A 22456-nucleotide genomic window follows, 5' to 3' on the forward strand; every position below is an offset into this window, starting at 1 on the left:
ATCTCGACGTTTTCGGTGCTCAGCGCACCTGAGTGCGCTTCCGCGCCGAAAACGCCGATTTGGGCCCGTCTCCTGTGCGGGTGACCGCCGCTCGGCGGGGCCTTTGCCGGAGAGAAGGGGGCGGGGGGCGCTAGAAGAGGGGGGGCGGGTCGGAGGGGTGCGGGGGGCGGTACTGCTTCAGGATCTCGGCAACGGCGTCCAGCGGGAGGGCCGGCGCGTGGTGGCCGCTGTGGCCGGTCATGTCGACGCCGCCGCACATCGCGTTGAGGATCGCCTCCTCCACCACGTCGACGGTGGCCTCGTAGAGCGCGTCGACCTCGGTGTCGAGGACGAGCTCGGCCATGTGCCGGCCCGGCGCGAGGGGGTGCACGCTGAGCGAGCGGCTCGATCGGGGGGCGCTCCACTGCTCGGTGGCGACGCGAGGCACCCGGTTCGCGGTGCTCCAGGCGAGGACGATCTCGCCCGAGTTGTTGGCCGCATACCCGCCGGTCCGGCCGATCGCGAGCGCGGCGCGCCGCGCGAGGCGCGCGAGCTGACGATGGATGAGCGGGGCGTCGGTGGCGACGAGCACGATGATCGAGCCGGCGGGGCCCCGCCGCGGGACGTGGTTGAAGCGGTCGCTGATGAGCCGCCCGACCGGGACCCCATCGACGCGGAGCAGCTCGCGATCGCCGAAGTTCGACAGCACGAGCGCCCCCACGAGGGCGTCGACCCCGCCGACAGGGACCGACCGGCTCGAGGTGCCGATCCCGCCCGCGAAGTGGAACGTCTGCATGCCCGTGCCGGCGCCGACGCACCCCTCGGCCACGGGGCCACCCCGGGCGTTGTCGATCGCCTCGTCGACGTCGGCCTGCGCCACGTGGCGCCCCACGGCGTCGTTGAGGAAGCTGTCATCGCACTCGGCGACGACCGGGATCACGACGTCGTAGTCCTTGCCGATCTTGGGGTGCTTGCGCGAGAGCCACGCGACGGTCGCGTCGAGGACGCGGCCGACGCAGAGCGTGCTGCAGAGCAGGATCGGCGTCTCGCAGAGGCCCCACTCGTTGATCTGCGAGAGGCCGGTCACCTCGCCCGCGCCGTTGAGCACGTAGCTCGCGGTGAACACCCGATCGAGGAAGACGTCGCCGTCGGCCGGGACGACCGCGGTCACGCCCGTGCGCACCGGACCGAGGCCGGGGACGAGCTCGCCTTCGCCCTCGATCTTGGTCACGTGGTGGACCCGCACCCCAGGGACGTCCGTGATCGCGTTCTCCGGACCGGTCGGAAAGCGGCCGATCGCGAGGCCGAGATCGCGCAGCCGAGGGCGCCTGAGCGCGGTCGAGGGCGCGCTCATGGGCCGGCGACCTCGCCGTTCGCGACGGAGACCGTGTCGGAGAGGGGCGCGGCCTCCGCCGGGAGCGGCGCGGGCCCGGCGAGCGCAGGGCCGGGCGCGGCCAGCAGGCCCGGATCGGCGGCCGGCGAGGCGCCCGACGCGCTCGCGGAGGGCGCGGCGGCGCCCGCCGCAGGCGGCGCCGCGGTGAACGCGGGCCGCGGCGCCGTGGCGGCCCGGGCGTCGCGGTAGCGCTTGAGGCAGCCGGCCAGGATCTCGCCGATCAGCATCCGGTAATCCATCCCCGCGACCTTCGCGATCACGCAGAGATCGCTGAAGTCGGGCGTCAGGCCGGGCAGCGGGTTGATCTCGATGACGTACACCCTGCCGTCCTTCGCCATGCGCAGATCGACCCTGGCCACGTCGCGGCACCCGAGGGCCGCGAACGTGTCGCGCACGACCTTCTCGACGCGGCGGAGCTCCGACGGCGTGAGCTGCGCGGGGCACTCGAAGCGCACGCGCGGCGTGTCCGTTTGCTTCTCCTCGTAGCCGTAGACGGGGTAGGTGGGCGGGTCGACGAAGACGACCTCCATCGGCGGCAGCACCTTCGGCCGCCGCTCCCCGAGCAGGCCGACGGTGAACTCGCGGCCCGTGATGTACTCCTCGATGAGGGCCGGCTGGTGGTAGCGATCGACCAGCTGCTTCGCCGCGGCGCGCGCGGCGGCCTCGTCCTTGACGACGGACGCGGAGGTGATCCCCTTCGAGGTCCCCTCGGCGTTGGGCTTCACGATCACCGGGTAGCGGAACGGCTTCAGCTTCTCGCGCCCGGTCGTGACCACCTGCCACTCGGCCGTCTCGATGCCGGCCGCCCGCAAGATCTGCTTCGTGAGGCCCTTGTCGAGGGCGAGGGAGAGCGTGGTCGCGTCCGAGCCGCTGTAGGGGATGCCGAGCAGCTCGCAGAGCGCCGGCACCTGCGCCTCGCGGCCGCGGCCGCGGAGCCCCTCGGCGATGTTGAAGACGACGTCGACCCCGGAAGCCGCGAGCGCGCGCGGCAGGTCCGGGGTCGCCTCGAGCGGGACCACGGTGTGGCCGTAGCTCTCGATGGCGCTCGCGATCGCCTGGATCGTGCGCGGCGAGTCGAACTCGGCCTCCAGGTCGTGCATCGTGCCGGGGCCCGCCTTGTCGGCCGCGGCCGTGTCGCTCCGCTTCATGTTGTAGGTGAAGCCGACGCGGAGCGCGGTCCGCTTCGCCCGCCGCGGCTGGTTGCTCTCCAGGAGCGGCAGGAGCCCCCGCCGCTTGCAGGCGCTCCTCACGATGGCCCGGATCACGCCGTCGAAGTCGACGCCGCGCTGCGCCGCCGCGACGAAGACGCTGGCGCCCGGCTGGAGGGTGGGCAGCCCGTCGACCTCGAGGAAGTGGACGTCGTGGCCCTGGCTGCGCGAGGGGGACGGCGTGACCCGGAACTCGCAGCGGGCGTGATCCTTGAGGTCCAGGGCGCGCACGACGCGCGCCGTGATGGCCCGGATGCGCTCGATCGTGGCCGCGGGCAGCTGCGCCGGCCGGCGCGTGACCTGCTCGGGCTTCGCGTGCTTCAGGTTGAAGTCGTACACGTTGTAGCTGCCCGGCACCTGGGGATCGATCACGAACTCGATCGGGGTGAGGACGCCCTCGGGGATGCCGGTGCCGCTCGAGCGCGCGCCGTTCGCCTCCTTGAGGCCGTCGACGAAGGCGCACGCGACGTCGATGCCGGCGATGTAGTGCTCGACGAGCAGGCCCGCCTCGAAGCGCGCGAGCTGCCGCTCGACGACCTCGGCGAGGTGGTGCGCGTCCTCGCAGACGCTCCACTCCCGGAAGATGCCCTTGGAGGAGCCCTCGAAATTCGGCTTCACGATGACGGGGAAGCTCATGTCGTCGAGCGCGCCGCTGTCCAGGGTGGTCCGGTTGACGAGGCGGGCGCGCGGGGTGGCGACGCCGTAGCTCGCGAGGACGCGCTTCGTGAGCGACTTGTCGAGCGCGACGTTCAGCGTGTAGGCGTCGGAGCCGGTGTACGGGATGCCGAGCTCGTCGAAGAGCGACGGATAGAACGCCTCGCGCGTCTTGCCCTTGTGACCTTCGGCGGTGTTGAAGATGAGGTCCGGCTGGAGCGCCTCGAGCCGGGCGAGGACCCGGGAGGCCGGGCCGCTGACCTCGATCCGCTCGACCTCGTGCCCGGCTCGCTCGAGCGCGCCGGCGATGGCGGCGATCGTCTCCGGGCTGTCGAACTCGGCTTCCTCGGCGGAGCCCGTGATCTTCAGGTTGTGCGTGAGCGCGATGCGCATGGTCTCTCCTGTGCCGGTCGTCCGGGCCGCGGCTCCCCCGGTGCTCTGCCGGAGGCGCACGCGCGTGCGAGGTTACGGCCAGCGGGCGTGATTTGCCGGGGAAAAAGCAGGAGAGCGCCGCTCGGGGCTCCGGGGCTCGGCGGGCTCCCGCTCGCGCGGAGGTCGTGCTAGCGACCCCGTGTGGATCGTTTCGCCGCACACGACGCCGACCGCTCTCCGCCGCCCGAGCCTGGCCTCCCTCACGAGGAGCTGAACGAGCCGCAGGCGCGCGCGGCCAGCCACGCGGCGGGGCCGCTCCTCATCTTCGCCGGCGCGGGGAGCGGCAAGACCCGCGTCATCGTGTACCGGATCGCGAACCTCATCGTCACGCACCGTGTCCCGCCCTACCGGATCCTGGCGGTGACGTTCACGAACAAGGCGGCGACCGAGATGAAGCGCCGGCTGGAGGGGCTCATCGGGGCCGACATCGTGAAGGACCTCTGGGTGGGCACGTTCCACGCGGTGTGCGCGCGCCTGTTGCGCCGGCACCACGAGGCGGCCGGGCTCGACAAGAACTTCGTCATTTACGACGACGACGATCAGCGGGCGGTCATGAACCGCGTGCTCAAGGAGCTCAACCTCGACGATCGGCGCTATCCGCCCCGCCAGGTGCTCTCGCGCATCCACGCGGAGAAGCAGGAGGGGCGGGGGCCCGCCGAGTTCGAGCGGAAGGGCTACTTCGACGACGCGATCGCGCGGTGCTTCGAGGCGTACGAGCGGCACCTCAAGGCGGCGAGCGCGGTGGACTTCGACGACCTGCTGCTCGCCGTGCTGCGCATCGCGGAGGACCCGACGAGCTACGCCGGCGAGGATCTCCGGGGGCGCTTCCGGCACGTGCTCGTGGACGAGTTTCAGGACGTGAACCAGGTGCAGTACCGGCTCGTCCGGGCGTTCTGCAAGAGCCACGACAACCTCTGCGTGGTCGGCGACGACGACCAGAGCATCTATCGCTGGCGCGGCGCGGACGTCCGGATCGTCCGCGGCTTCCGGCGCGATTTTCCGCACGCGACGGTGGTGAAGCTCGAGCAGAACTACCGCTCGATCGGGCACGTCGTGCGGGGCGCGCTCGGCGTGATCCGCCACGCGTCGGATCGCGAGCCGAAGGAGCTCTGGACGGCGAACCAGGACGGCACGCCGATCGACGTGGTGGCGGCGGACAGCGAGCACGACGAGGCGGCGTGGGTGGTCGAGTGCGTCCGCGAGCTCATCGCGGAGGGCGTCTCGCCGAACGAGATCGCGGTGTTCTACCGGATCCACGCGCAGTCGCGCGTGCTCGAGGAGGTGCTGCGCGAGGCGCGCATCCCGTACCAGATCATCGGGGGCACGCGCTTCTTCGAGCGGGCGGAGGTGAAGAACCTGCTCTCGTACCTCCGCGTGATCGCGAACCCCAAGAGCGACGTGGATCTCAACCGCATCATCAACGTGCCCGCCCGCAAGATCGGCCAGAGCACGGTCGACAAGCTCATCCAGGCGGCGGACCTGCTGGGCGTGTCGCTGTTCGAGGCGATCGATCCGCTCCTGGAGGGGCGGGTGCCGCCGTCGGCGATGCCGGGGGGCCAGCTGCCGGCGCTCGCGTCGGCGGCGAAGCGCAGCCTGCTCGGCTTCCGTGATCTGATCCACGGGCTCATGACCGAGGCGAAGAGCGCTTCGCCGAGCGCGCTGGCGGAGGAGGTGCTCGCGCGGTCGGGCTACGCCAAGGCGCTCGAGCAGGAGGACAGCGTCGAGTCGGAGGCGCGGCTCCAGAACTTGCGCGAGCTCGTGCAGTCGCTCGTCGACTACGAGCAGGAGGCGACCGCCGCGGGCGACGAGGCGACGCTCGCGGGCTACCTCGAGCGGGTGAGCCTGGTGTCGGACGTCGACGCGCTCGCGGACGTGCCCAAGGTGGCGATGATGACGATCCACGCCGCGAAGGGGCTGGAGTTCCACGCGGTGTTCCTGACCGGCATGGAGGAGGACCTGTTCCCGTTCCGGAGCCAGGATCCGAACCGCAAGGGCGACATCGAGGAGGAGCGCCGGCTGGCCTACGTCGCGATCACGCGGGCGCGCGAGCGGCTCTGGATCACACACGCGGCGCGGCGGGCGATCTTCGGCCAGACGCGTTACGGCTTGCCGAGCCGCTTCCTCGCGGATCTGCCGCCGGCCTCGGTGCGCGGGATCGCGACGCCCGCCAGCATGATGGCGCAGCGCCGGGTCGAGGGCGGGTTCGGCGGGGGCGGCGGGTACGCCGCGCCCGGGCTCCGGTTCGGCGGCCAGGAGCGCTCGTGGGAGGGCCGCGAGCGGAGACCCGGGGCGCAGGCGCAGGCGGAAGAGCGGTTCGCAGGGGCGCGGTTCTCGCGGGAGGGCGAGCCGGCGAGGGGGGCGATGGCGCGCGGCATGGACGTCCCCGACCGGGCGCCCGGCGAGCGGTATGTCGAGCGGGAGGCGGTCGATCCGGGCGCCGAGGGCGGCGAGGGGCTCGCGTTGCGGCGCGGGATGCGGGTGTACCACGAGCGGTTCGGGCCGGGCGTGGTCGAGAGCGTGGATCCTGGGGCGGATCCGATCGCGACGGTGAAGTTCTCCGGGTGGGGGAAGAAGCGGATCAAGGTGGCGTTCCTGCGCGCCGGGCCGTGAGGGGGAATAGGAGGGCGAGAGGGGAGGTCGTGGGGCGATGCGTCCCGAGCCGATGATGGCGGGTTCGCTGCCGGGTAACGACGGCCTCACCCCGCATGACGACAGGCTTCGGCTTGGATGCCGATGACCTCCGCCGCTATGCAGCCGCGACGACGCACAGGTGCGGGGAGCGAGGAACTGAGTGAAGCGAATGCTCGATCCTGGCGTCTGCCGAGACGGCGCCGGTTCGGGGCTTACGGGCCGCCTCGTGAGGGCTGCTCAGGGATCGCGAACTGAGGAGGTACGACGTCGAGGCCAGGCCACTGGTCCCAGCCTTCGGGTGGCTCGGGAGTTTCGTAGGCCGCGAGCCACGCGCGCGCGACGCTCACGATCGGCTCGGGGACGTCGAGGCTGAACTCCCATGTCTCCAGCAGGGCGCGCATCTGGCGCGTGAGCTCGATGGTTCGCGGAACACTGCTCCCGTCCGCCCACCCATCCGACGCAGCCAATGCAAGATACTTGTCGAGGAGGTCGAAGAGCGCCTCTCGGTCTGGTGCTCTCTGGAAGACCTTCTTCCGGTAGCGTGGGGCGGCCAAGATCCCCATGAGGAGCTGGACGCTCGCGATGCACGTCGCGCTCTCGATGCTCTGCTCGATCCAAGCTCTCACCCGTGGAGTCGCGTAGGCGGGATCCCTGGCCTTGAAGCTCTCGTAGATCGCGTCTGCCGTCTCCTGTCTCGACGCGTCGTTGCACTTGCACATGGCAAAACCTCACCGAGGAATGCACCAGGGCCCGACAGGCTCGTCGCCCCAGTGGGTGATGAATACGATCCCATCGGCGACCTCTTTAGGCGGGGAGGTCGCGGTTTGCACGCAGACGTACGTGCACCAGGATTTGAAGATGAGGCGCGACGCGATTTCGCCGAAGATCTCGGGGCACTGGCGGCACTTCGCATCAGCGCAGTCCGTCACGTAGCAGCCGTGGCGCACCGGCGGCGCGCTGTAGCGGCACCGGGTGCTGTAAGGACAGTGGAACTCTTCCTCGCACTCGATCCGCGGAATGACGGCCAGCGGCAGCGTGGCGGGATCGAGGGTCGCAAGCCACCTGTCCGCCTCGGCCGCCGCCACGGGGAGGTACTGCTCGACGAGCTGCGCGAGCGTGGCCTCGTCGAGCGTGGCCGGGTCGAGGCCGAGCGACTCCACGGTTCCTGTCAGGTAATACGCGGCGAACCCCGCCTTCGCCGAGGCTAGCGCCAGCTTCTGCGGATCCAGGTCCTCGAACGACGGCTCCTCCGGCTCGGCCGGCGCCTCCGGCTCACCTGGCGCCTCCGGCTCACCTGGCGCCTCGGGCGTCGTCTCGCCTCCCGGCTCCTCTCGGTCGTCGCCCGCCGTGCTCCCCTCCTCGGCGGCGTCACCCTGCCCAGGTCCGATCGTGATCGTGCAAGCCGGAACCGTCACGTACCCCACCATCGCCGCGAGCACGACGGCGGACAGCTTTGCACCTGATATGCCGGGCATCGCCCCCCTTTCAGGAGTCTAGGTTCGCAGGGCTCACCCCCGCGGTCAATGCGCCCCCGGTCGGTGTGCAGGTCAAGGCTCGCGAGGGTCGAACCCCCCGGCGAGCAGGCGCCGGGCAAGGCTTGGGGGGTCGAACCCCCTCGCGACCAGGCCCAAGGCCAGGCTGGACGGGAGTCGACCGCCCTGCGACCAGGCCCGAGGCCTGGCTGGAGGGGGAGTCGACCCCCCTGCGACCAGGCCCAAGGCCAGGCTAGAGGGGGGTCGAGCCCCCCGCGACCAGGGGCGAGGCCAGGCTTCGCGCGGGTCGACCGTCACACGACCAGGTGCCGGGCCAGGTACGAGGGGGGTCGAGCCCCCCGCGACCAGGCGCGAGGCCAGGCCAGAGGGGGGTACGACCGGAGCCCTGGTAACACTTTCTTGAGCTACGGGCCCATGATCCGGGACGGCTGGAAACAGGGGCCGGATCCTCGTCGAGTGACACGCTCGCCCTGGCGATCGGGCAGCGAGCCGGCAGCGCCACGGTGAGCGGCGCTGGCTCGATGGCTCGATGGGTCGAGCGCGTCGACTCCGTGCTATCCGCTCACCATTCAATGGTTTCCGCTTGCCGACCGTGGGCTCCTTCCGTGTACGTTCGCCGCTTCCCCCGAAGGGAGGATTCCATGGATGGTACGCTCGAGTCGATCTTCAACCTGTATGTCTTCACCACCGGCCGCCGGCTGTTCGCGCTCCGTCAGGTCCGCGCCATCGCCAAGGAGCAGCGCTTCACGGAGCTCGTGAAGCACTGCGACGCCGCCATCGAGCACGACCTCGCCACGCGCGCGATGGAGCGCCGCTGGGCCGGCGAACCCGTGGCCACGGGGGCTAACCCCGCCGCCCAGCGCATCGACGTGCTCGTCGACCGCACCCTCGGCGCGATCCGTGATCTTGTCGTCGCGCAGACACAGGGCGCCGCACCCGACGATCCCGTCCACAAGGAGGTGGCGGCTTTCCTGAAGCCGATCTTCCCTGTAAGCGTTCAGGCGATCACCTCCCTCCCTTATATCGATGAGCTCGCGGCCGTCGACGATATCGTCGCCCTTCTCAAGGGCGAGCTCGCCACGGCCGTGAGGGAGTTCGGCCTGGGTCGCCTGGTCACCCGCCTCGCGGATCTCGCCGTCCAGTACCGCGAGGCGCTGGAAGCGCCGCCGCCGTCGCTCATCGACTGGGGCCGCGTGCGCTCGGCGCGCGCCGAAGGCCAGGGGCTCCTGCTCGAGGCGGTCGCCATCATCCTGGGCAAGCACCATGAGCGCACACGCGAGGGGACCGCGGCTCGGCTCGCGCTGCTCGCGCCGATCCTTCAGCAAGACGAGGCCATCGGGCAATACCTGCGCTCGCGGCGCGCGATCGCGGACGTGAACCCGGAGACCGGCGAGGACGAGCCCGCCGCGCCGACGCCGGCGCCAGCCGCGACTCCGCCGCCGGCCGCGGCGCCGGGCGCGCCTGAGCAGCCGCCGATCGCGTGACAGCCGGACCCGCCGGCGCGCCAGGTGGCATCGGCGTGCTCCGCCCTCGACTAGGTGGACATCGGCGCGGCCGCTCCGCCCCCGCCCAGGTGGACATCGACGTCCCCGAGCTCGCTGGCGTCCACTTCGACCCCGCGGCCGCTCCGCGGTCGACCAGACCGCGACGCCGAGCCCGTGCTCGAGGAGCTCGCCGGCGCAGGGTAACCGCCCGACCAACGCCATCGTGACCACCCCGTCGGGGCCGGTTACCAGTCCCCATCGCGACGAAGGAGGAAGCGATGGCGACGAAGGCGGAGTGGGCCCAGCGGGTGGAGCGATGGGAGCGCAGCGGGCTGAGCGCCGAGAAGTTCGCGCGGCGCGAAGGGTACAAGCCGAAGCAGCAGTCCTCTTGGCGCTGGAAGCTGCGCGCTGACCGGCCCTCACAGCCGTCGACGTCCGAACCCGAGGCAGGAGCCCAGTGCGGTAGCTCTGCTCGCTGGGATCCATGCGGGGGGCGGCCCGAGCTCGACGGGGCGAAGGGCCGTCTCTACCGCGACCCATCACGTAGGCGCGTCTGGGAGCGTCACACCCGCTGCCACGGATCGGCTTCGTCCAACAGGACGTTTGCTCGAACGCGGACGGCTGCAAGTCGCTAGCGTTCGAGCAAACGCCTATTTGTTCTGTCGCAGTCGGCCTTTTCTCGACTCCGGGGCCGGACATCCGTTCTGTACGCGCCAGCCCTCTTGCATTCCTTCATTTCACCAAGCGGGTTGACGTGCCGGATCGTTCGAGTTAAGTAGCACTGGACCATGGGCGGGTGCGGCGTTGCTTTTGTCCTGCGAAAACTATTTCGAGGGCGATGACGAACGATGGCTGGGCTCCGTGGTTTGGGCAATGGCATCAGGATGATGCGGATACGGGGGATGAGAGCTGTGAAAAATAACGCAAAAAATCGTGCGAAGCAGATGATTGGGATGGCCTTTTCTGCGGGAGTTGGCTTGGTGATTGTTTTCCCGGCGGCCATGACCTCGGCTCAGACTCCAGTTTCCCAAACGGTGGCAGAAGAATCTGCGTGCAATGGCCTGGTCGGTGCGGCTTTTGGCCTGTGTAACGCCTACTGCGAGCAGCAAGATTGCGACGAGCAGCCTGCGCCCGCGTGCGAGTCACTTCGCAAGAATTTCGAAAAGCAAACAGGAAGCAGCACCTTTCCATGCGATTGCCCGGCGTCCGATGCAATCATCGATGCAGACGGTACGCTGAGCAGCGGCGACGGTGTGCCCGGCTCGGTCGATGTGACTTGCGGGGACACATTGACGGCATTCCCTCAGCCGGTGTTTAACGGTTCAGGATTGGACATGTTTGATTTCGACGGCAACGCCGCGTGGACGTTCGGCGTGGATGCGATGCACGCGGAAGGGCCGACGTTTTGCCCCACAGCTATCCGGGATGGTATTCACCAGCTTGGCAGCGACTGCATCGTGGTGGATACCGGCGGCAACCTGTTCGATGGTGCGGTGGTGAGCTGTGACTTGGAGGTCGGCGCGTTCTGCGTGCCACCGCTCCCGTCGCCGATCAGTTTCCATGATGCGAATGGAAACGGCGCATGGGATGACGGCGAGGATATTGTCCTGGACGCCAACGACAACGGTGTGTTCGACTGACGGTGGCTCCACCCCAACCATTCGTCGACGGGGCCCCGCTCACGGAACCGGACTTGTGGGCCTCACATCCGGGTCTTCGGGACGCTGAAGATGCTCGCCGGCTCATCTGCGAGTTTACGTTGCGAGGGAGACGGGGCTGGCGGTACCGGATCCTTGCTGGCGCCGGTGTCCCGTAACCACCCGGTCATCGCCATAGGCACGGCCCCTTGCGGCCCTCGCCGGGGTCGACGATGCTGGGCGCGGGGGGCGTCGGCCCACGACTTGGCGTGGGCACGGGCGGTCCTACAAGGGGGCCCGGCGAGGCGGCCTCCGCCTGCGTCGCCGACCGAGGCTCGCGTTGTTCAGATCGCGTCGGCGTTGCCGGCGCTCGGAGCAGCGCGCGACGAGCTCGCCCAGGCGTCGGGCAACAGCTCGTCCAGCCGTCCGCGCGGCCAGCCCGCCTGCAACTTGCCGATCACGTCTGTTGCCCAGGCGAGCAAGTTGACTCCGTGCATCCGACACGACGGCGCCTCGACGCCTGGGCTACGCTTCCGCTCGAGCTCTGCTTGCACACAGGCCCCCAGCGTTGGGGGAGCTTCTACCTGGAGGGGATGATCTTCTGCCGAAGTGCAAGCCGACCGGTGTCAGCGGCTGGATGCGGCCGCGGCAGTGGACGTGACGAGGCGCCGGAAATGCTCGATGCTGAGGAGGTTGCACAGGCTCTCCAGGTGCTGCCGGCGCGCCCTGTGCTCGTCCAGCAGGCGGGCGACGGGCTCGTGCCCGAGCAGGTCCACGGCGATGCTGTCTCGCGAGAGGAGCACGTCGCGCGCGTGGTCGTGGAGCGGCCCCGCGAGCATGTCGGCGCGCATGGCGTCCGCCGAGCGGCGCTTCTTGCCCGAGCGGCCGCGCCACGCGGTCGCCGCTCGCCAGAGCTCGCCGGTGACATAGAGCAGATCGCGCGCGAGCAGGCGCGTGAGCCCGGGCCCCTGGAGCGGAAGCAGGGAGTTGTCGTTCACGAGGATGCCGCGCGCGGACGGCAGGAAGCGGCGCACGATGGCGTCGTGGAGGCCCGCGTGCGTGCCAATCGGGGAGGGCAGGCCGAACGCCAGCCGCACGACGGATGGGCTCGCGTACGGGGAGAAGGTCTTCCACCAGGCGAAACGCGACGTGATCGCGCCCCAGCGGCCATACCGCTCGAAGAGGTAGAATTGATCGAGCACGTCGTGGAGGTCGGGCGAGCGCCGGAACATCGCCTCGACCACCGAGCGGGTGCGCTCGCGGACGGCGGCCAGAGGATCGGGTGAGCGAAAGCTCAGCGCTGTCGGGCGGCGCCACTTCCGGACGAAGAAGGCCGTGACGTCGTCCGCGTTGGCGCGGGCCACCCGCGTGTATTGGCCGGGGCGAGCATAGTAATAGCCACGGAAGATCTCGCCTCCACCCCCTTCGAAGCCCAGGGGGCGGTCGTCCCAGCTCGGATACCTGTCAATCGCGCGCTTGGCGCTGGAATCGCCGTTCATGTGAAACGCGATGAGATCCGCGTGACGGCTGAAATCGTCGTGGATGGGCAGATCCAGCTCGCGGTGCTCGTGGCGTGCGCCCACGAGGGCGGCGATGCGCCTGGCCACGCGCACGTCGAGGCTGTCGGTCGCGCCGGTGGTCTTGGCGACGATGCGCTCCGCCGGCACGATCGACGCGACCAGCGCAAAAGCCGCGCGGCTGTCGATGCCCGCGGTCAGATCGGCCCGGACCGTGTCGCAGCCCGCCGCGGCGAAGCGCGTGTTCTCGCGCATGGTGTCGACGATCCGGTCGATTCGCTCCCGGACCGCGGCCGCGTCACGGGCGTCGATGCGGCGCTCGAACAGCCCGAGCGGCGCGGGGAGCCGCTCCAGGCGGCCGCCCCGCAGGCGCAGCCAGTGCGCCGGATCGCCCGGCTCGACGCGCGCGAGCAGCGGCCGCCCGCCGATGGACCAGTCCGCGGTGATGATCGAGCACGCCGAGGCGTGGTCGATCTCGACAGGGCACGCCCCGGTCGCCACGAGCGCGACGTCGTGCGGAGAGACGTAGAGGACCCCGTCCGCGTGCAGGGTGCGCAGCGCCCGGCGGCCGAGCAGATCCGAGATCACCGAGGCCGTGCGCTCAGCGCGGTCGACGACGATGGCGGAGAAATTGCCATCGAGCGCAGCCACCGCGTCCCCGCCGCCCGACGTCCAGGCGCGGAGGACGGCCCTCGCGGGCGCAGCCCTGGATTCGCCCTGCAGCTCGCCGAACAACAGCACAGCGTGCGTGTCGGTGACCACCTGATCGAGCAGGGCGAGCCGCGCCGGCGGCTCCGGCGTGAGGAGCGCCCACCCGCCGCCCACCTCTGGCAGGACCTCCACCGTTATCCGGGGCTCCGGGCCCATGGAGGACATCCGCTCGCCGACGAGGAGCGCCGCGCGGCGAAGAAACGCGCCGGGATCGCGGTCGCTCGCGTCCGGCAGGTTGAAGGCGGCGATGAACGAAATCAAGGTATCCTCACCTGATCTGTGATGCCCGCCCAGCAAAGCGGGTGATGGCGAACGGCCGCGACGAGCGCTTCGCGCGCGAGGAGGGCCAGCGACGGGAAGCGCTCATGCGCGCGCGAATCTAGCCGGAGCTCCGCCATGGCCGCAAGCGACGGCCGAGACGACGCCGCGCGCCTTCTCGCACGCAGCGCGCCGGCCGGGGAAGGCATCCCCTCTCCCCCCCACCCTGGTACAAAGTCCCCAGGGACGGCGAGCAAACAACGCGCCTCAACCTATATCCATACCTCGCCCAGCAGCGGGAGCACGCCCAGCTTCACGTCGCGCGACGCCCGGCCGAGGCGCTCTGCCAGGCGCTCTCCCTGCATCGCGGGGAGCGCGACGGCGGGGCGATCGAGGGGCAGAAAGAAATTGTCCCAGTGCGAGAAGAGCACCGCGCGCGGCGACAGGGCGCGCGCGACGCGCTCGGGGAAAGCGCTCGAGGCGGTCCAGCCGGCCACGCAGAGCAGGAGCAGGTCGGGCTCCCTGCAATCGAGGCCCGCCTCGACGAGCTCCGCGCTGCCCAGGTGGACGATGCGCCGGTCCGCGACCCGGATCTCCACCGCGAAGACGGCGCCGCACCGGTAACGCTCGGCCCGGAGCGGGACCTGGTCGCAATCGGAGATGTCGCCGGGGAAGGGGACCCGGCCGAGCAGCAGGCGGGCGTGAGCGCTCGGGAAGAAGCGCAGCTGGAACGGGCCGACCTCGCCGACCACGGGCTCGCCGCCCGGCGCGCGCTCGACGTCGCGCACGCGCGCCGCGGGGACGCCGGCGGCGCGGCAGAGCGCCGCCGCGGAGCGCGAGCCGAAGACCGTGGCCCCGGTGCGGAGCGCGATCTCCGGGATGTCGAGCGCGTGATCGAAATGGGTGTGGCCCGCGATGACGGCGTCGGCGCGCGGCGCGTGGCGCGCGATGGCGGCCACGTCGGGGACGAGCCGGCCGACCACGCAACGGCGGAGCGAAGCGCGCGTGAGATAGGGATCGATGAGCACCACCGCGCCGGCGTGCTCGATCGCGAACCCCGCCGTGCCCAGCCACCGCACCCGGACCTCGCCCGCCGGCGCGAGCGATCGCGGAGAGAAGGTGTCGGCGATCATCGGCGCGGGCTCGTCCGGCCGGCAGACGGGGTGAGTCGTTGCGGCGTGCTCATCGAGATCGAGATCGAAACGTACGCCAGTGTCCGTGTTTCCGGCGACCGACGCTCGTCCGCTCGGTTACGATTGTCGGTCGTGGCAGACCGAACGCGCGCCGGCACGATCGCCGCCCTCGCCGCGCTGTACTTCGCGCAGGGCATTCCGTTCGGCTTCCAGGCGACGGCGCTCCCCGTCTTCCTGCGGGCGAGCGGCGTCTCGCTCTCCGGCGTGGGCTTCGCCGGCGCGCTCGCGCTCCCGTGGGCGGCGAAGGCGCTCTGGGCGCCGCTCGTCGACCGCTACGGCTGGGAGCGGCTCGGCAGGCGCCGCTCGTGGATCCTGCCGCTCGGGGTGCTGCTCTCGCTCACGTGCGCGACCGCCGCGTTCGTCCCGCCGTCGCGCCACCTCGGCGCCCTGCTCGCGCTGGTCTTCCTGATGAACCTGCTCGCGGCCACCCAGGACATCGCGGTCGACGGGCTCGCGATCGACCTGCTCGGGCGCGGTGAGCTCGGCCTGGCGAACGCCGCGCAGGTGGTCGGCTACAAGGTCGGCATGCTCGTCGCGGGCGGGCTGCTCGTCTGGGCGAGCGCCTGGATCGGCTGGGGCGGTCAGTTCGGGGCGATGGCCGCGCTCGTCTTCCTCTCGGCGCTGGCCTCGCTCGCGCTGCGCGAGCCTCCCGCGAGCGAGCTCGAGGCGCACGCGCGCCGGTCGCTCCGCGAGGTGCTCGCGGCGGTCTTCGCCGCCCTGCGGGCGCCCGGCGCGCTCTGGGTCGTCGCCTTCCTCGGGACCTACAAGCTCGGCGAGGCGATGGTCGACATGATGTTCAAGCCGTTCCTCGTCGACGCCGGCTTCCCGCCGCACCGGATCGGCCTCTGGGTGGGCACGTACGGCCTCGTCGCGTCGATCGCCGGCTCGCTCGCGGGAGGCCTCCTGTCGCAGCGGATCCCGCTGCTCGCCGCCGTCGCGGTGACCTCGGCGCTGCGCACCGTCGCGATGGCGGGCGAGTGGTACCTCGCCGCGGCGGGGGCGCCCACCGCGGAGGCCGTCGTCGCGGTCACCGTGGCCGAGCACCTCTTCGGCGGCGCGCTCACGACGGCGGTGTTCGCTTTCATGATGTCGCGTGTCCGGCGGTCGGTCGGCGCGACGCACTACACGCTGCTGGCCAGCGTGGAGGTGCTCGGCAAATCACCGGCGGTGTGGCTCTCGGGCGCCGTCGCGCAGCGGCTCGGCTATGCAGGTCTGTTCGCCCTGGGGACCGTGATCTCGGTCGTCTTCCTCGGGCTGCTCTTGCCGCTGCGGGAGCGGAGAGCGGGTGAGGGGTGAGCGGGCCCGGTCGTCCCATTTTGCCCCAGTGACCAATTTTGCCCCAGTTCCGTGACCTGGCGAAATTGAATCGTAGAAGCAAGACAGACGCCGAAGACGCCGAAGACGCCGAAGACGCCGAAGACGCCGAGACGCCGAAACGCAGGGGGGAAAGAGGAGAGATGAAGAATTTTTCCCCTCTCCTCTTCCCTCGGCGCCCGCGGTGCCCACCATGGCTCTTTCTCTCACGAGATCAGGGGGACAGCCTTTTTCGTCGCGGCGCTGGCTGGTGCGAAAGACGATGATCCGCGCGCCCATTTCATGATATAACCAGACAGCGCTACGGCTGACTGCTGCAAGAATCGCTCGTGACCGCGCTCGCCCGACTTCATCCATCGATCGCCCGGCCGGCGACGCCCCTCATCCCCCAAGGGGGGTGAGATCCTCCTGGGGGCCAGGGAGGTCGAGGTCGGCCACGATCCGGGAGGCGAGCGCCTGGTAACGGCCGTCCCATTGCGCCGTCGTGCCGCACGCGCTGGTTGACGAATGACTCCTTCAGCGCTCCGCCTTCGGGCAAATGGAGCACCGTATCAGCATCGCCCAGTTTGGAAGAAGTATTTTCTAAGTCAACGGCGTGCGGCAGCTCGCCGCACAGCGCGGCGCCGCTATGCCGGCGCCGCAACGAGGAGCTCTCCTATGAGAACCGCCTATCTGTCGATCTCTGCCTCTGCGCTCGCGCTCGCCTCGATGATCTCCGGCTGCATGGCTACAGCCGAGCCGCACGACGATACCGAAGATGCCATCGGCGAGGGCGCGGCGGCGCTCGTCTCCTGCTCGGTGCTCCCCTCCGGCAACATCGTCACGAACGGCAGCTTCGAATCGCCGGACGTGTGGCCCGGCACGTCGTCGATCTACAACGGCTCGATCACCGGCTGGCAGGCTGCCTATGGTCAGATCCAGGTCTATGACCACTCGAACGGCATGAACCCCGCGCACGGCGACCAGCACGTCGAGCTGGACGCCACGAACTCGAGCGGCATCTATCAGAACCTCACGACCGTCCCGGGAGCGACCTACCAGCTCCGGTTCGCCTTCGCCGCGCGCCCGGGCACGAGCGCGAGCCAGAACGTGCTGGGCGTCGTCTGGGGCGGCCAGCAGGTGGCCACGCTGACGACCGCCAGCTCCGCATGGGTCAATTACACCTATACCCTCGTGGCCTCCGGCACGACGACGCGCCTCCAGTTCAACGACCTGGGCATCTCGAACGGCCAGGGGACGCTGCTCGATAACGTCACCGTGGTCGCCGCAGATACGGATCAGGACGGGGTGTTCGACTCGTGCGACAACTGCCCGGCGCTGGCCAACCCCTCCCAGGCCGACGCCGACGCCGACGGCATCGGCGACGCCTGCGAGCCCCCCGCGCCCGCCGAGCCCGTGTGCGTGGTCGTGCAGCGCGGCACCTACGGGAGCGTGCAGGATGCGCATATCCAGCCCGGCGTCTCGTGGCCGTACGGCGATTACCCGTACGTCGTCATGAATACGTTCCCGGAGGGCGTGCAGCTGGGCGTGCTGGCCTTCGATCTGTCGTTCATCCCGGCGGGCTCCGACGTCGAATCCGCGACCCTCTCGCTGTCTCACACGTGGAAGGCGAGCGCCAGCACCATCGAGCTGCACCGCGTGAACGGCCCCTGGCAGGAGTCGACCGTGCACGCCGGCAACTTCCCCGGATACAACCCGGCCGTCGAGGCCTCGATCACCACCGTCGCCCAGGCGAGCGCCGTCGTGACCGCCAACGTGGCGGCCCTCGTCCAGTCCTGGGTGGATGGTTCCCCGAACCACGGCGTCGCGCTCCACGACGTGAACGGTCGGACCGACATCCGCTCGAGCGAGCAAACGAACATCGCCCCCCGGCCGAAGCTCGAGGTCTGCTACACGCCGGCCCAGTAGCGGGGTTCCGGCCGAGGCGCGGGGCACGCCGGGTCACGAGCTATCGGACGTCCCGGGCGATCTCGGGATGTCGCCACGTCACGCCCCCTTCGTCACCTCGGCCACGCTCGCTTGCCGAGAACCTGACGCCGCGCTCCGCCTTTGATAGCAAGCGGAGCCGCGGTGATCTCGCGCAGGAAGCTCGTCCTCGGTCTCGCCGGCGCCGCCGGCGCCGCCGCCCTCTCACGGGCGCTCGCCCCGGGCTCCCCGCGCGAGATCGCGGCGCGGCGCGCCCTCAAGCTCCCGATCGCGCCGAGCGGGTGGCCGTTTCCAGGGGCCCGCGTCGTCGCCCCCTCCGCCGTCTTTCCACGGGATTTCGGGGTCCGCCGCATCTACCTCGACGCCGGACATGGCGCCCCCGGCAACTCCGGCAACCTCTCCTGCTTCTGCGTCGACGAGCAGGACTTCACCCTCGCCGCGGCGCGCGCCCTCGCCGAGCGGCTCAACGCCACCGGGCGCTTCGAGGCGCGCGTGGGCAGGGCCGGCGACCGTCCGTTGCCCTACGCGGAGCGCGTCGAGGACGCCGCCCGGTGGGGCGCCGACGCCTTCGTCAGCCTGCACTCGGACGTGCGCGGCAGGACCGAGACGTGGTCGCCCGGCCAGGGCCGCCAGTGCCCGCTCAGCCTCGCCGCGCCGGGGTTCGCCGTCCTGTGGTCCGACGAAGGTGATCCCGCCCTCTGCGCCCTCCGGCTCGCGCTCGCGCGCGGCTTCGCGAGGCGCATGGAAGAAGCAGGCCTGTTGCCCTACGACGGCGCCGCGTACAGCGGCCTGTACGCGCCGGACACCGCCCAGCCCGGCGTCTTCCTCGACCGGCGCCCCCCGGGACAGCGCATCTTCGTGCTGCGCCGCCCTTCCATGCCCTCCATCCTCGTCGAGACCCACCACGCGCTCGACGCCCGCGAGGCGACCCGCTGGACCGAGCCCGCCACGCTCGACGCCTTCGCCGCCGCCGCCGCCGCCGCGCTGGCCGACACGCTCGGCGGCGCCGGCGCGCCGGCCAGCGCGCTCGGCGGCGACGGCGCGCCGGCCGACACGCTCGGCGGCGACGGCGCGCCGGTCTCCCCGCCGCCCACCTGAGGCGCGTCAGGACGCCCGCGCGTGCGGCATCTCCTCGGGCGCCTCCAGCCGGATCGAGCGGAGCCGAAGGCAGAGCGCGAGCGCCTCGTCGAGCGTGTTCACCAGGTAGAACTCGAGCGAGCTCCTCACCTCGGCCGGCAGATCGTCGAGATCCGCCTCGTTGTCCGCCGGCAGCAGGATCTCGAAGATCCCCGCGCGGTGCGCCCCCAGCACCTTCTCCTTGATCCCCCCGATCGGCAGCACCGTCCCGCGAAGCGTGATCTCCCCCGTCATCGCGATGTCGCTCCTGACCGGCCTGCCCGACAGGGCGCTCACCAGCGCCACCGCCATCGTCACGCCCGCGCTCGGCCCGTCCTTCGGCACCGCCCCCGTCGGAACATGGATGTGAACGTCCCGCCGCTGCAGCCGATCGGACGGCACGCCGAGCTCCGCCGCGTGCGCGCGCGCATAACTCAGCGCCGCGCGGCCGCTCTCCTTCATGACGTCGCCCAGCTGCCCCGTGAGGACGAAATCGCCCTTGCCGGGCATCACGCTCGCCTCGACGTGCATGATGTCGCCACCCATCTGCGTGTAATACATGCCGGTCGCGACCCCCGGCTGATCGTACTGGAGCCTCCGCTCAAGGCGCATCCTCGCGCGGCCGAGCAATTCCTTCACGTCGTCGTCGGCGCCCACCACAGCCCGCTCGATCTCGCCGCCCGCGATCCGGCGCGCGGTCTTCCGCGCCAGCGCGCCGAGCGTCCGTTCCAGCTGCCGCACGCCCGCCTCGCGCGTGTATCCGCTGATGATCCCGCCGAGCGCCGTGCCGGTCACGCGCAGCTGCTCCTCGCGCAGCCCGCACTCCTTCCGCTGCCGGGGGAGCAGGTACTTCCGGGCGATCTCGTGCTTCTCCTGCTCGGTGTACCCGGCGAACAGCGCGGGCTCCATCCGATCGAACAGCGGAGGGGGGATCGTCTCGCGGAAGTTCGCCGTGCAGATGAACAGCACCTCGGACAGGTCGAACGGCAGGCCGAGGTAGTGATCGACGAAGCCGTCGTTCTGCGCCGGATCCAGCACCTCGAGCAGCGCCGCGCCAGGATCGCCCTGGTAGGAGGCGCCGAGCTTGTCGACCTCGTCGAGGACGATCACCGGGTTCTTCGAGCCGATCCGCTTGATCCCCTGGAGGATGCGGCCGGGCATCGCGCCCACGTACGTGCGCCGGTGGCCGCGGATGTCCGCCTCGTCGCGCGCCCCGCCCAGCGAGACGCGGACGTACTTGCGCCCGAGCGCCCGCGCGATCGACTCCGCGATGGACGTCTTGCCGGTCCCGGGCGGACCGAGGAAGAGCAGGATCGGCCCGCGGGAGATCGCGCGGCTCCGCTCGCCCTCGCTCCTCGCCTGCTCCAGGCGCAGCTTCCGGACGGCCAGGAACTCGAGCACCCGGTCCTTCACGTCGCCCAGGCCGTAGTGATCCTCGTCGAGGATCGCCCGCGCGCGATCGAGATCGACGTGGTCGTCGGTCCGCTGGTTCCAGGGCAGATCCGCCACCCACTCGAGCCACGTCATGAGGACCTGCGCCTCCGGCGACGTCTCCCGCCCCATGCGCCGCAAGCGCGTGAGATCGCGCCGCGCCTCCTGCAGGATCTCCGCCGGCAGGTTGGCCCGCTGCAGCTTGTGCTCAAGACGTGCGGCGGCGTTCTCGTCTTCCTCCTCGCCGAGCTCCTTCTGGATCGCGCGCAGCTGCTCGCGCAGGTAGATCTCCCGCTGCCGCTCGCCGAGCTCCTCCTCGACGGTCGTCCTGATCTTCTCCTGGGTCTCCACGATGCCGATCTGCCGGTAGAGGTGCAGCGCGAGGCTGCGCATCCGCTCTTCCGTCGAGAGGATCTCGAGCAGCGCCTGCTTCTCGGGGGTCGGGAGGTCCAGGTAGAAGGCGATGTGGTTCACGAGCTCGGCCGGGCCGTACATGCTGCCGACGAACTGCTTGAGCACGTCCTCCGGCGCGCCGCGGTGGCGACCGTACTCGACGGCCCGCTCGCGCACCTCGCGGGAGAGCGCCTCCAGGGCGCCGTCCTCCTCTGGACGGAGGGGCAGATCGGCGAGCTCGATGACGGGGGCGCGGATCACGCCGTCGACCTCGGTGTAGCGGGGCGCGGCCGCTCGCCGCTCGCAGTAGAGCACGAGCTGAAGGCCCGACCCGAACCGCTGCACCTGGGTGATGCGGGCGATCACGCCGATCGAGAAGAGGCCGCCCGCGGTGGGCTCCTCGGCGGCGTCGCGCTGGGCGACCGCGAAGATGCGCTTGTCTTCTCCCTCGACCCGGAGGGCGGCCTCCACCGCGCGGAGCGTCTTCAACCGTCCGACCGTGATGGGCGTCGCTATCCCAGGGAAGAGGACGGTGTCGCGCAACGAGAGCACGGGCAACGATCGGCGCTCGGGCATGGCCGGCCTTTGTGCGAACCTCATGCCATGGAGGACCGTACCGAAAACTCCTTTCGGCGCGGAAGCATCGAGAATCGTGGTCAGCCGCGCGCAGAGCGGTGGTAGGGTCGGCCCGCGATGCCCGCGGACACCTTCACGTTTCAGGCGGACGATGGCCGGGAGCTCTTCGTGTACCGCTGGCTCCCGGAGGGCGGGGCGCGCGGCGTCGTCCACGTCGCGCACGGCATGTCGGAGCACGCGGGCCGCTACGCGCGCCTCGCGCAGGCGCTCTGCGCCGACGGGTGGGCCGTCTACGCGAACGACCACCGCGGCCACGGCGCGACGGCGCGCGGGAGCGACGAGCTCGGCTTCTTCGCGAGCCAGGGCGGCTTCCAGCGGGTCGTCCGCGATCTCGCGCAGCTCATCGCGCGCGCGCGCGGCGAGCACCCCGGCCTGCCGGTCGTCCTCTTCGGCCACAGCATGGGCGCCGCGCTCGCGCAGGAGGTCCTGATCGAGCACGGCGGCTCGATCGACGGCGCGGTGCTCTCCGGCGCATCGGGCAAGGCGAACGCGCTCGTGGACGCGGGCCGGCTCGTGGCCCGCGCCGAGCGGAGGCGGCTGGGCGAGCGCGGCAAGAGCCAGCTCCTCCAGACGATGAGCTTCGACAGCTTCAACAAGATGTTCGCCCCGACGCGCTCGCCCTTCGACTGGCTCTCTCGCGATCGCGCCGAGGTCGACGTGTACATCGCCGATCCCCGCTGCGGCTTCCCGGCGACGACCTCGCTCTGGGTCGACCTGCTCGACGCGATGGCGGCGCTCGCGCGCCCCGAGCGGCTCTCGCGCATCCCGAAGGACCTGCCCATCTACGTCTTCTCCGGCTCTCGCGACCCGGTCGGCGGGCTGCTCAAGGGCGTCACCCAGATGATCGAGGCGTACCGCGCCGCCGGTCTCCGCAGGGTGGCGCAGCGGTTCTACCCCGGCGGGCGCCACGAGATGCTGAACGAGATCAACCGCGAGGAGGTCGTGCGGGACCTGCTCGCGTGGCTCGCCGCCGAGGTGGCGGGCGAGGCGAGGGCGCCGGCGAGGCCTGCGCAGCCGGGCGCCGGCGCCGCGCCCGGCTGACGGCGGGGG

15 protein-coding genes and 1 pseudogene are annotated in these 22456 nt (G+C 70.9%); 8 read left to right on the forward strand and 8 right to left on the reverse strand.

Going from position 1 to position 22456, the window contains the following annotated elements:
• Positions 1 to 130 precede the first annotated feature (130 nt).
• Both WME73_RS04950 and WME73_RS04955 read right to left on the reverse strand, forming a co-directional pair.
• Complete coding sequence (locus WME73_RS04950) at positions 131 to 1333, reverse strand: P1 family peptidase (RefSeq protein WP_437914911.1); 1203 nt, start codon at positions 1331 to 1333, stop codon at positions 131 to 133.
• Entirely contained in the window at positions 1330 to 3627 is a 2298-nt protein-coding gene (locus WME73_RS04955) for a D-alanine--D-alanine ligase family protein (RefSeq protein WP_437744373.1), read from the reverse strand. The genes WME73_RS04950 and WME73_RS04955 overlap by 4 nt, the downstream gene beginning before the upstream one ends.
• A gap of 180 nt (positions 3628 to 3807) precedes the next feature.
• Between WME73_RS04955 and WME73_RS04960 the strand changes: the two genes are divergently transcribed.
• Positions 3808 to 6276, forward strand: coding sequence for an ATP-dependent helicase (locus tag WME73_RS04960; RefSeq protein ID WP_437914912.1), 2469 nt, complete (start codon positions 3808 to 3810; stop codon positions 6274 to 6276).
• A gap of 233 nt (positions 6277 to 6509) precedes the next feature.
• On the opposite strand, the gene WME73_RS04965 is transcribed toward WME73_RS04960, so the two are convergent.
• Both WME73_RS04965 and WME73_RS04970 read right to left on the reverse strand, forming a co-directional pair.
• The gene (locus WME73_RS04965; RefSeq protein WP_437914913.1) at positions 6510 to 7016 is read right to left on the reverse strand and encodes a hypothetical protein; all 507 of its coding nucleotides are present in this window, start codon (positions 7014 to 7016) and stop codon (positions 6510 to 6512) included.
• A 9-nt stretch (positions 7017 to 7025) separates the two neighbouring features.
• Positions 7026 to 7772, reverse strand: coding sequence for a hypothetical protein (locus WME73_RS04970; protein WP_437914914.1), 747 nt, complete (start codon positions 7770 to 7772; stop codon positions 7026 to 7028).
• A gap of 659 nt (positions 7773 to 8431) precedes the next feature.
• On the opposite strand from WME73_RS04970, the gene WME73_RS04975 reads away from it, so the two are divergent.
• The 3 genes from WME73_RS04975 (at position 8432) to WME73_RS04985 (ending at position 10914) form a co-directional block, all read left to right on the forward strand.
• A complete protein-coding gene (locus WME73_RS04975; protein WP_437914915.1) occupies positions 8432 to 9274 on the forward strand; it encodes a hypothetical protein in 843 nt (280 codons plus the stop codon).
• A 278-nt stretch (positions 9275 to 9552) separates the two neighbouring features.
• A complete protein-coding gene (gene tnpA, locus WME73_RS04980) occupies positions 9553 to 9909 on the forward strand; it encodes an IS66 family insertion sequence element accessory protein TnpA (RefSeq protein ID WP_437914916.1) in 357 nt (118 codons plus the stop codon).
• A 267-nt stretch (positions 9910 to 10176) separates the two neighbouring features.
• Positions 10177 to 10914 carry a hypothetical protein gene (locus tag WME73_RS04985; RefSeq protein ID WP_437914917.1) on the forward strand — a complete coding sequence of 246 codons (738 nt, stop codon included), beginning with the start codon at positions 10177 to 10179 and terminating at the stop codon, positions 10912 to 10914.
• 341 nt (positions 10915 to 11255) lie between these two features.
• On the opposite strand, the pseudogene WME73_RS04990 reads toward WME73_RS04985, so the two are convergent.
• The 3 genes and pseudogenes from WME73_RS04990 to WME73_RS05000 form a co-directional block, all read right to left on the reverse strand.
• Positions 11256 to 11417, reverse strand: a pseudogene (locus WME73_RS04990) (transposase domain-containing protein); the annotation flags it as partial.
• A gap of 120 nt (positions 11418 to 11537) precedes the next feature.
• On the reverse strand, positions 11538 to 13400 hold the full coding sequence (locus WME73_RS04995) for a hypothetical protein (protein ID WP_437914918.1): 1863 nt from the start codon (positions 13398 to 13400) through the stop codon (positions 11538 to 11540).
• A gap of 269 nt (positions 13401 to 13669) precedes the next feature.
• Positions 13670 to 14530, reverse strand: a complete 861-nt coding sequence (locus WME73_RS05000; RefSeq protein ID WP_437914919.1) for an MBL fold metallo-hydrolase — start codon at positions 14528 to 14530, stop codon at positions 13670 to 13672.
• Positions 14531 to 14662: 132 nt separating this feature from the next.
• Here WME73_RS05000 and WME73_RS05005 point away from each other — a divergent pair, with 132 nt between their 5' ends.
• The 3 genes from WME73_RS05005 (at position 14663) to WME73_RS05015 (ending at position 18928) form a co-directional block, all read left to right on the forward strand.
• A complete protein-coding gene (locus WME73_RS05005; RefSeq protein WP_437914920.1) occupies positions 14663 to 15886 on the forward strand; it encodes an MFS transporter in 1224 nt (407 codons plus the stop codon).
• A 675-nt stretch (positions 15887 to 16561) separates the two neighbouring features.
• A complete protein-coding gene (locus tag WME73_RS05010; protein ID WP_437914921.1) occupies positions 16562 to 17812 on the forward strand; it encodes a DNRLRE domain-containing protein in 1251 nt (416 codons plus the stop codon).
• 162 nt (positions 17813 to 17974) lie between these two features.
• Positions 17975 to 18928 carry an N-acetylmuramoyl-L-alanine amidase family protein gene (locus WME73_RS05015; protein ID WP_437914922.1) on the forward strand — a complete coding sequence of 318 codons (954 nt, stop codon included), beginning with the start codon at positions 17975 to 17977 and terminating at the stop codon, positions 18926 to 18928.
• Between the two features lie 6 nt (positions 18929 to 18934).
• Here WME73_RS05015 and lon read toward each other — a convergent pair whose 3' ends face one another.
• Entirely contained in the window at positions 18935 to 21346 is a 2412-nt protein-coding gene (gene lon, locus WME73_RS05020) for an endopeptidase La (protein WP_437914923.1), read from the reverse strand.
• A 117-nt stretch (positions 21347 to 21463) separates the two neighbouring features.
• On the opposite strand from lon, the gene WME73_RS05025 reads away from it, so the two are divergent.
• Complete coding sequence (locus tag WME73_RS05025; protein ID WP_437914924.1) at positions 21464 to 22447, forward strand: lysophospholipase; 984 nt, start codon at positions 21464 to 21466, stop codon at positions 22445 to 22447.
• Positions 22448 to 22456: the final 9 nt, after the last annotated feature.

The organism is Sorangium sp. So ce302 (assembly GCF_051530145.1).
GTDB lineage: Bacteria > Myxococcota_A > Polyangia > Polyangiales > Polyangiaceae > Sorangium > Sorangium cellulosum_B.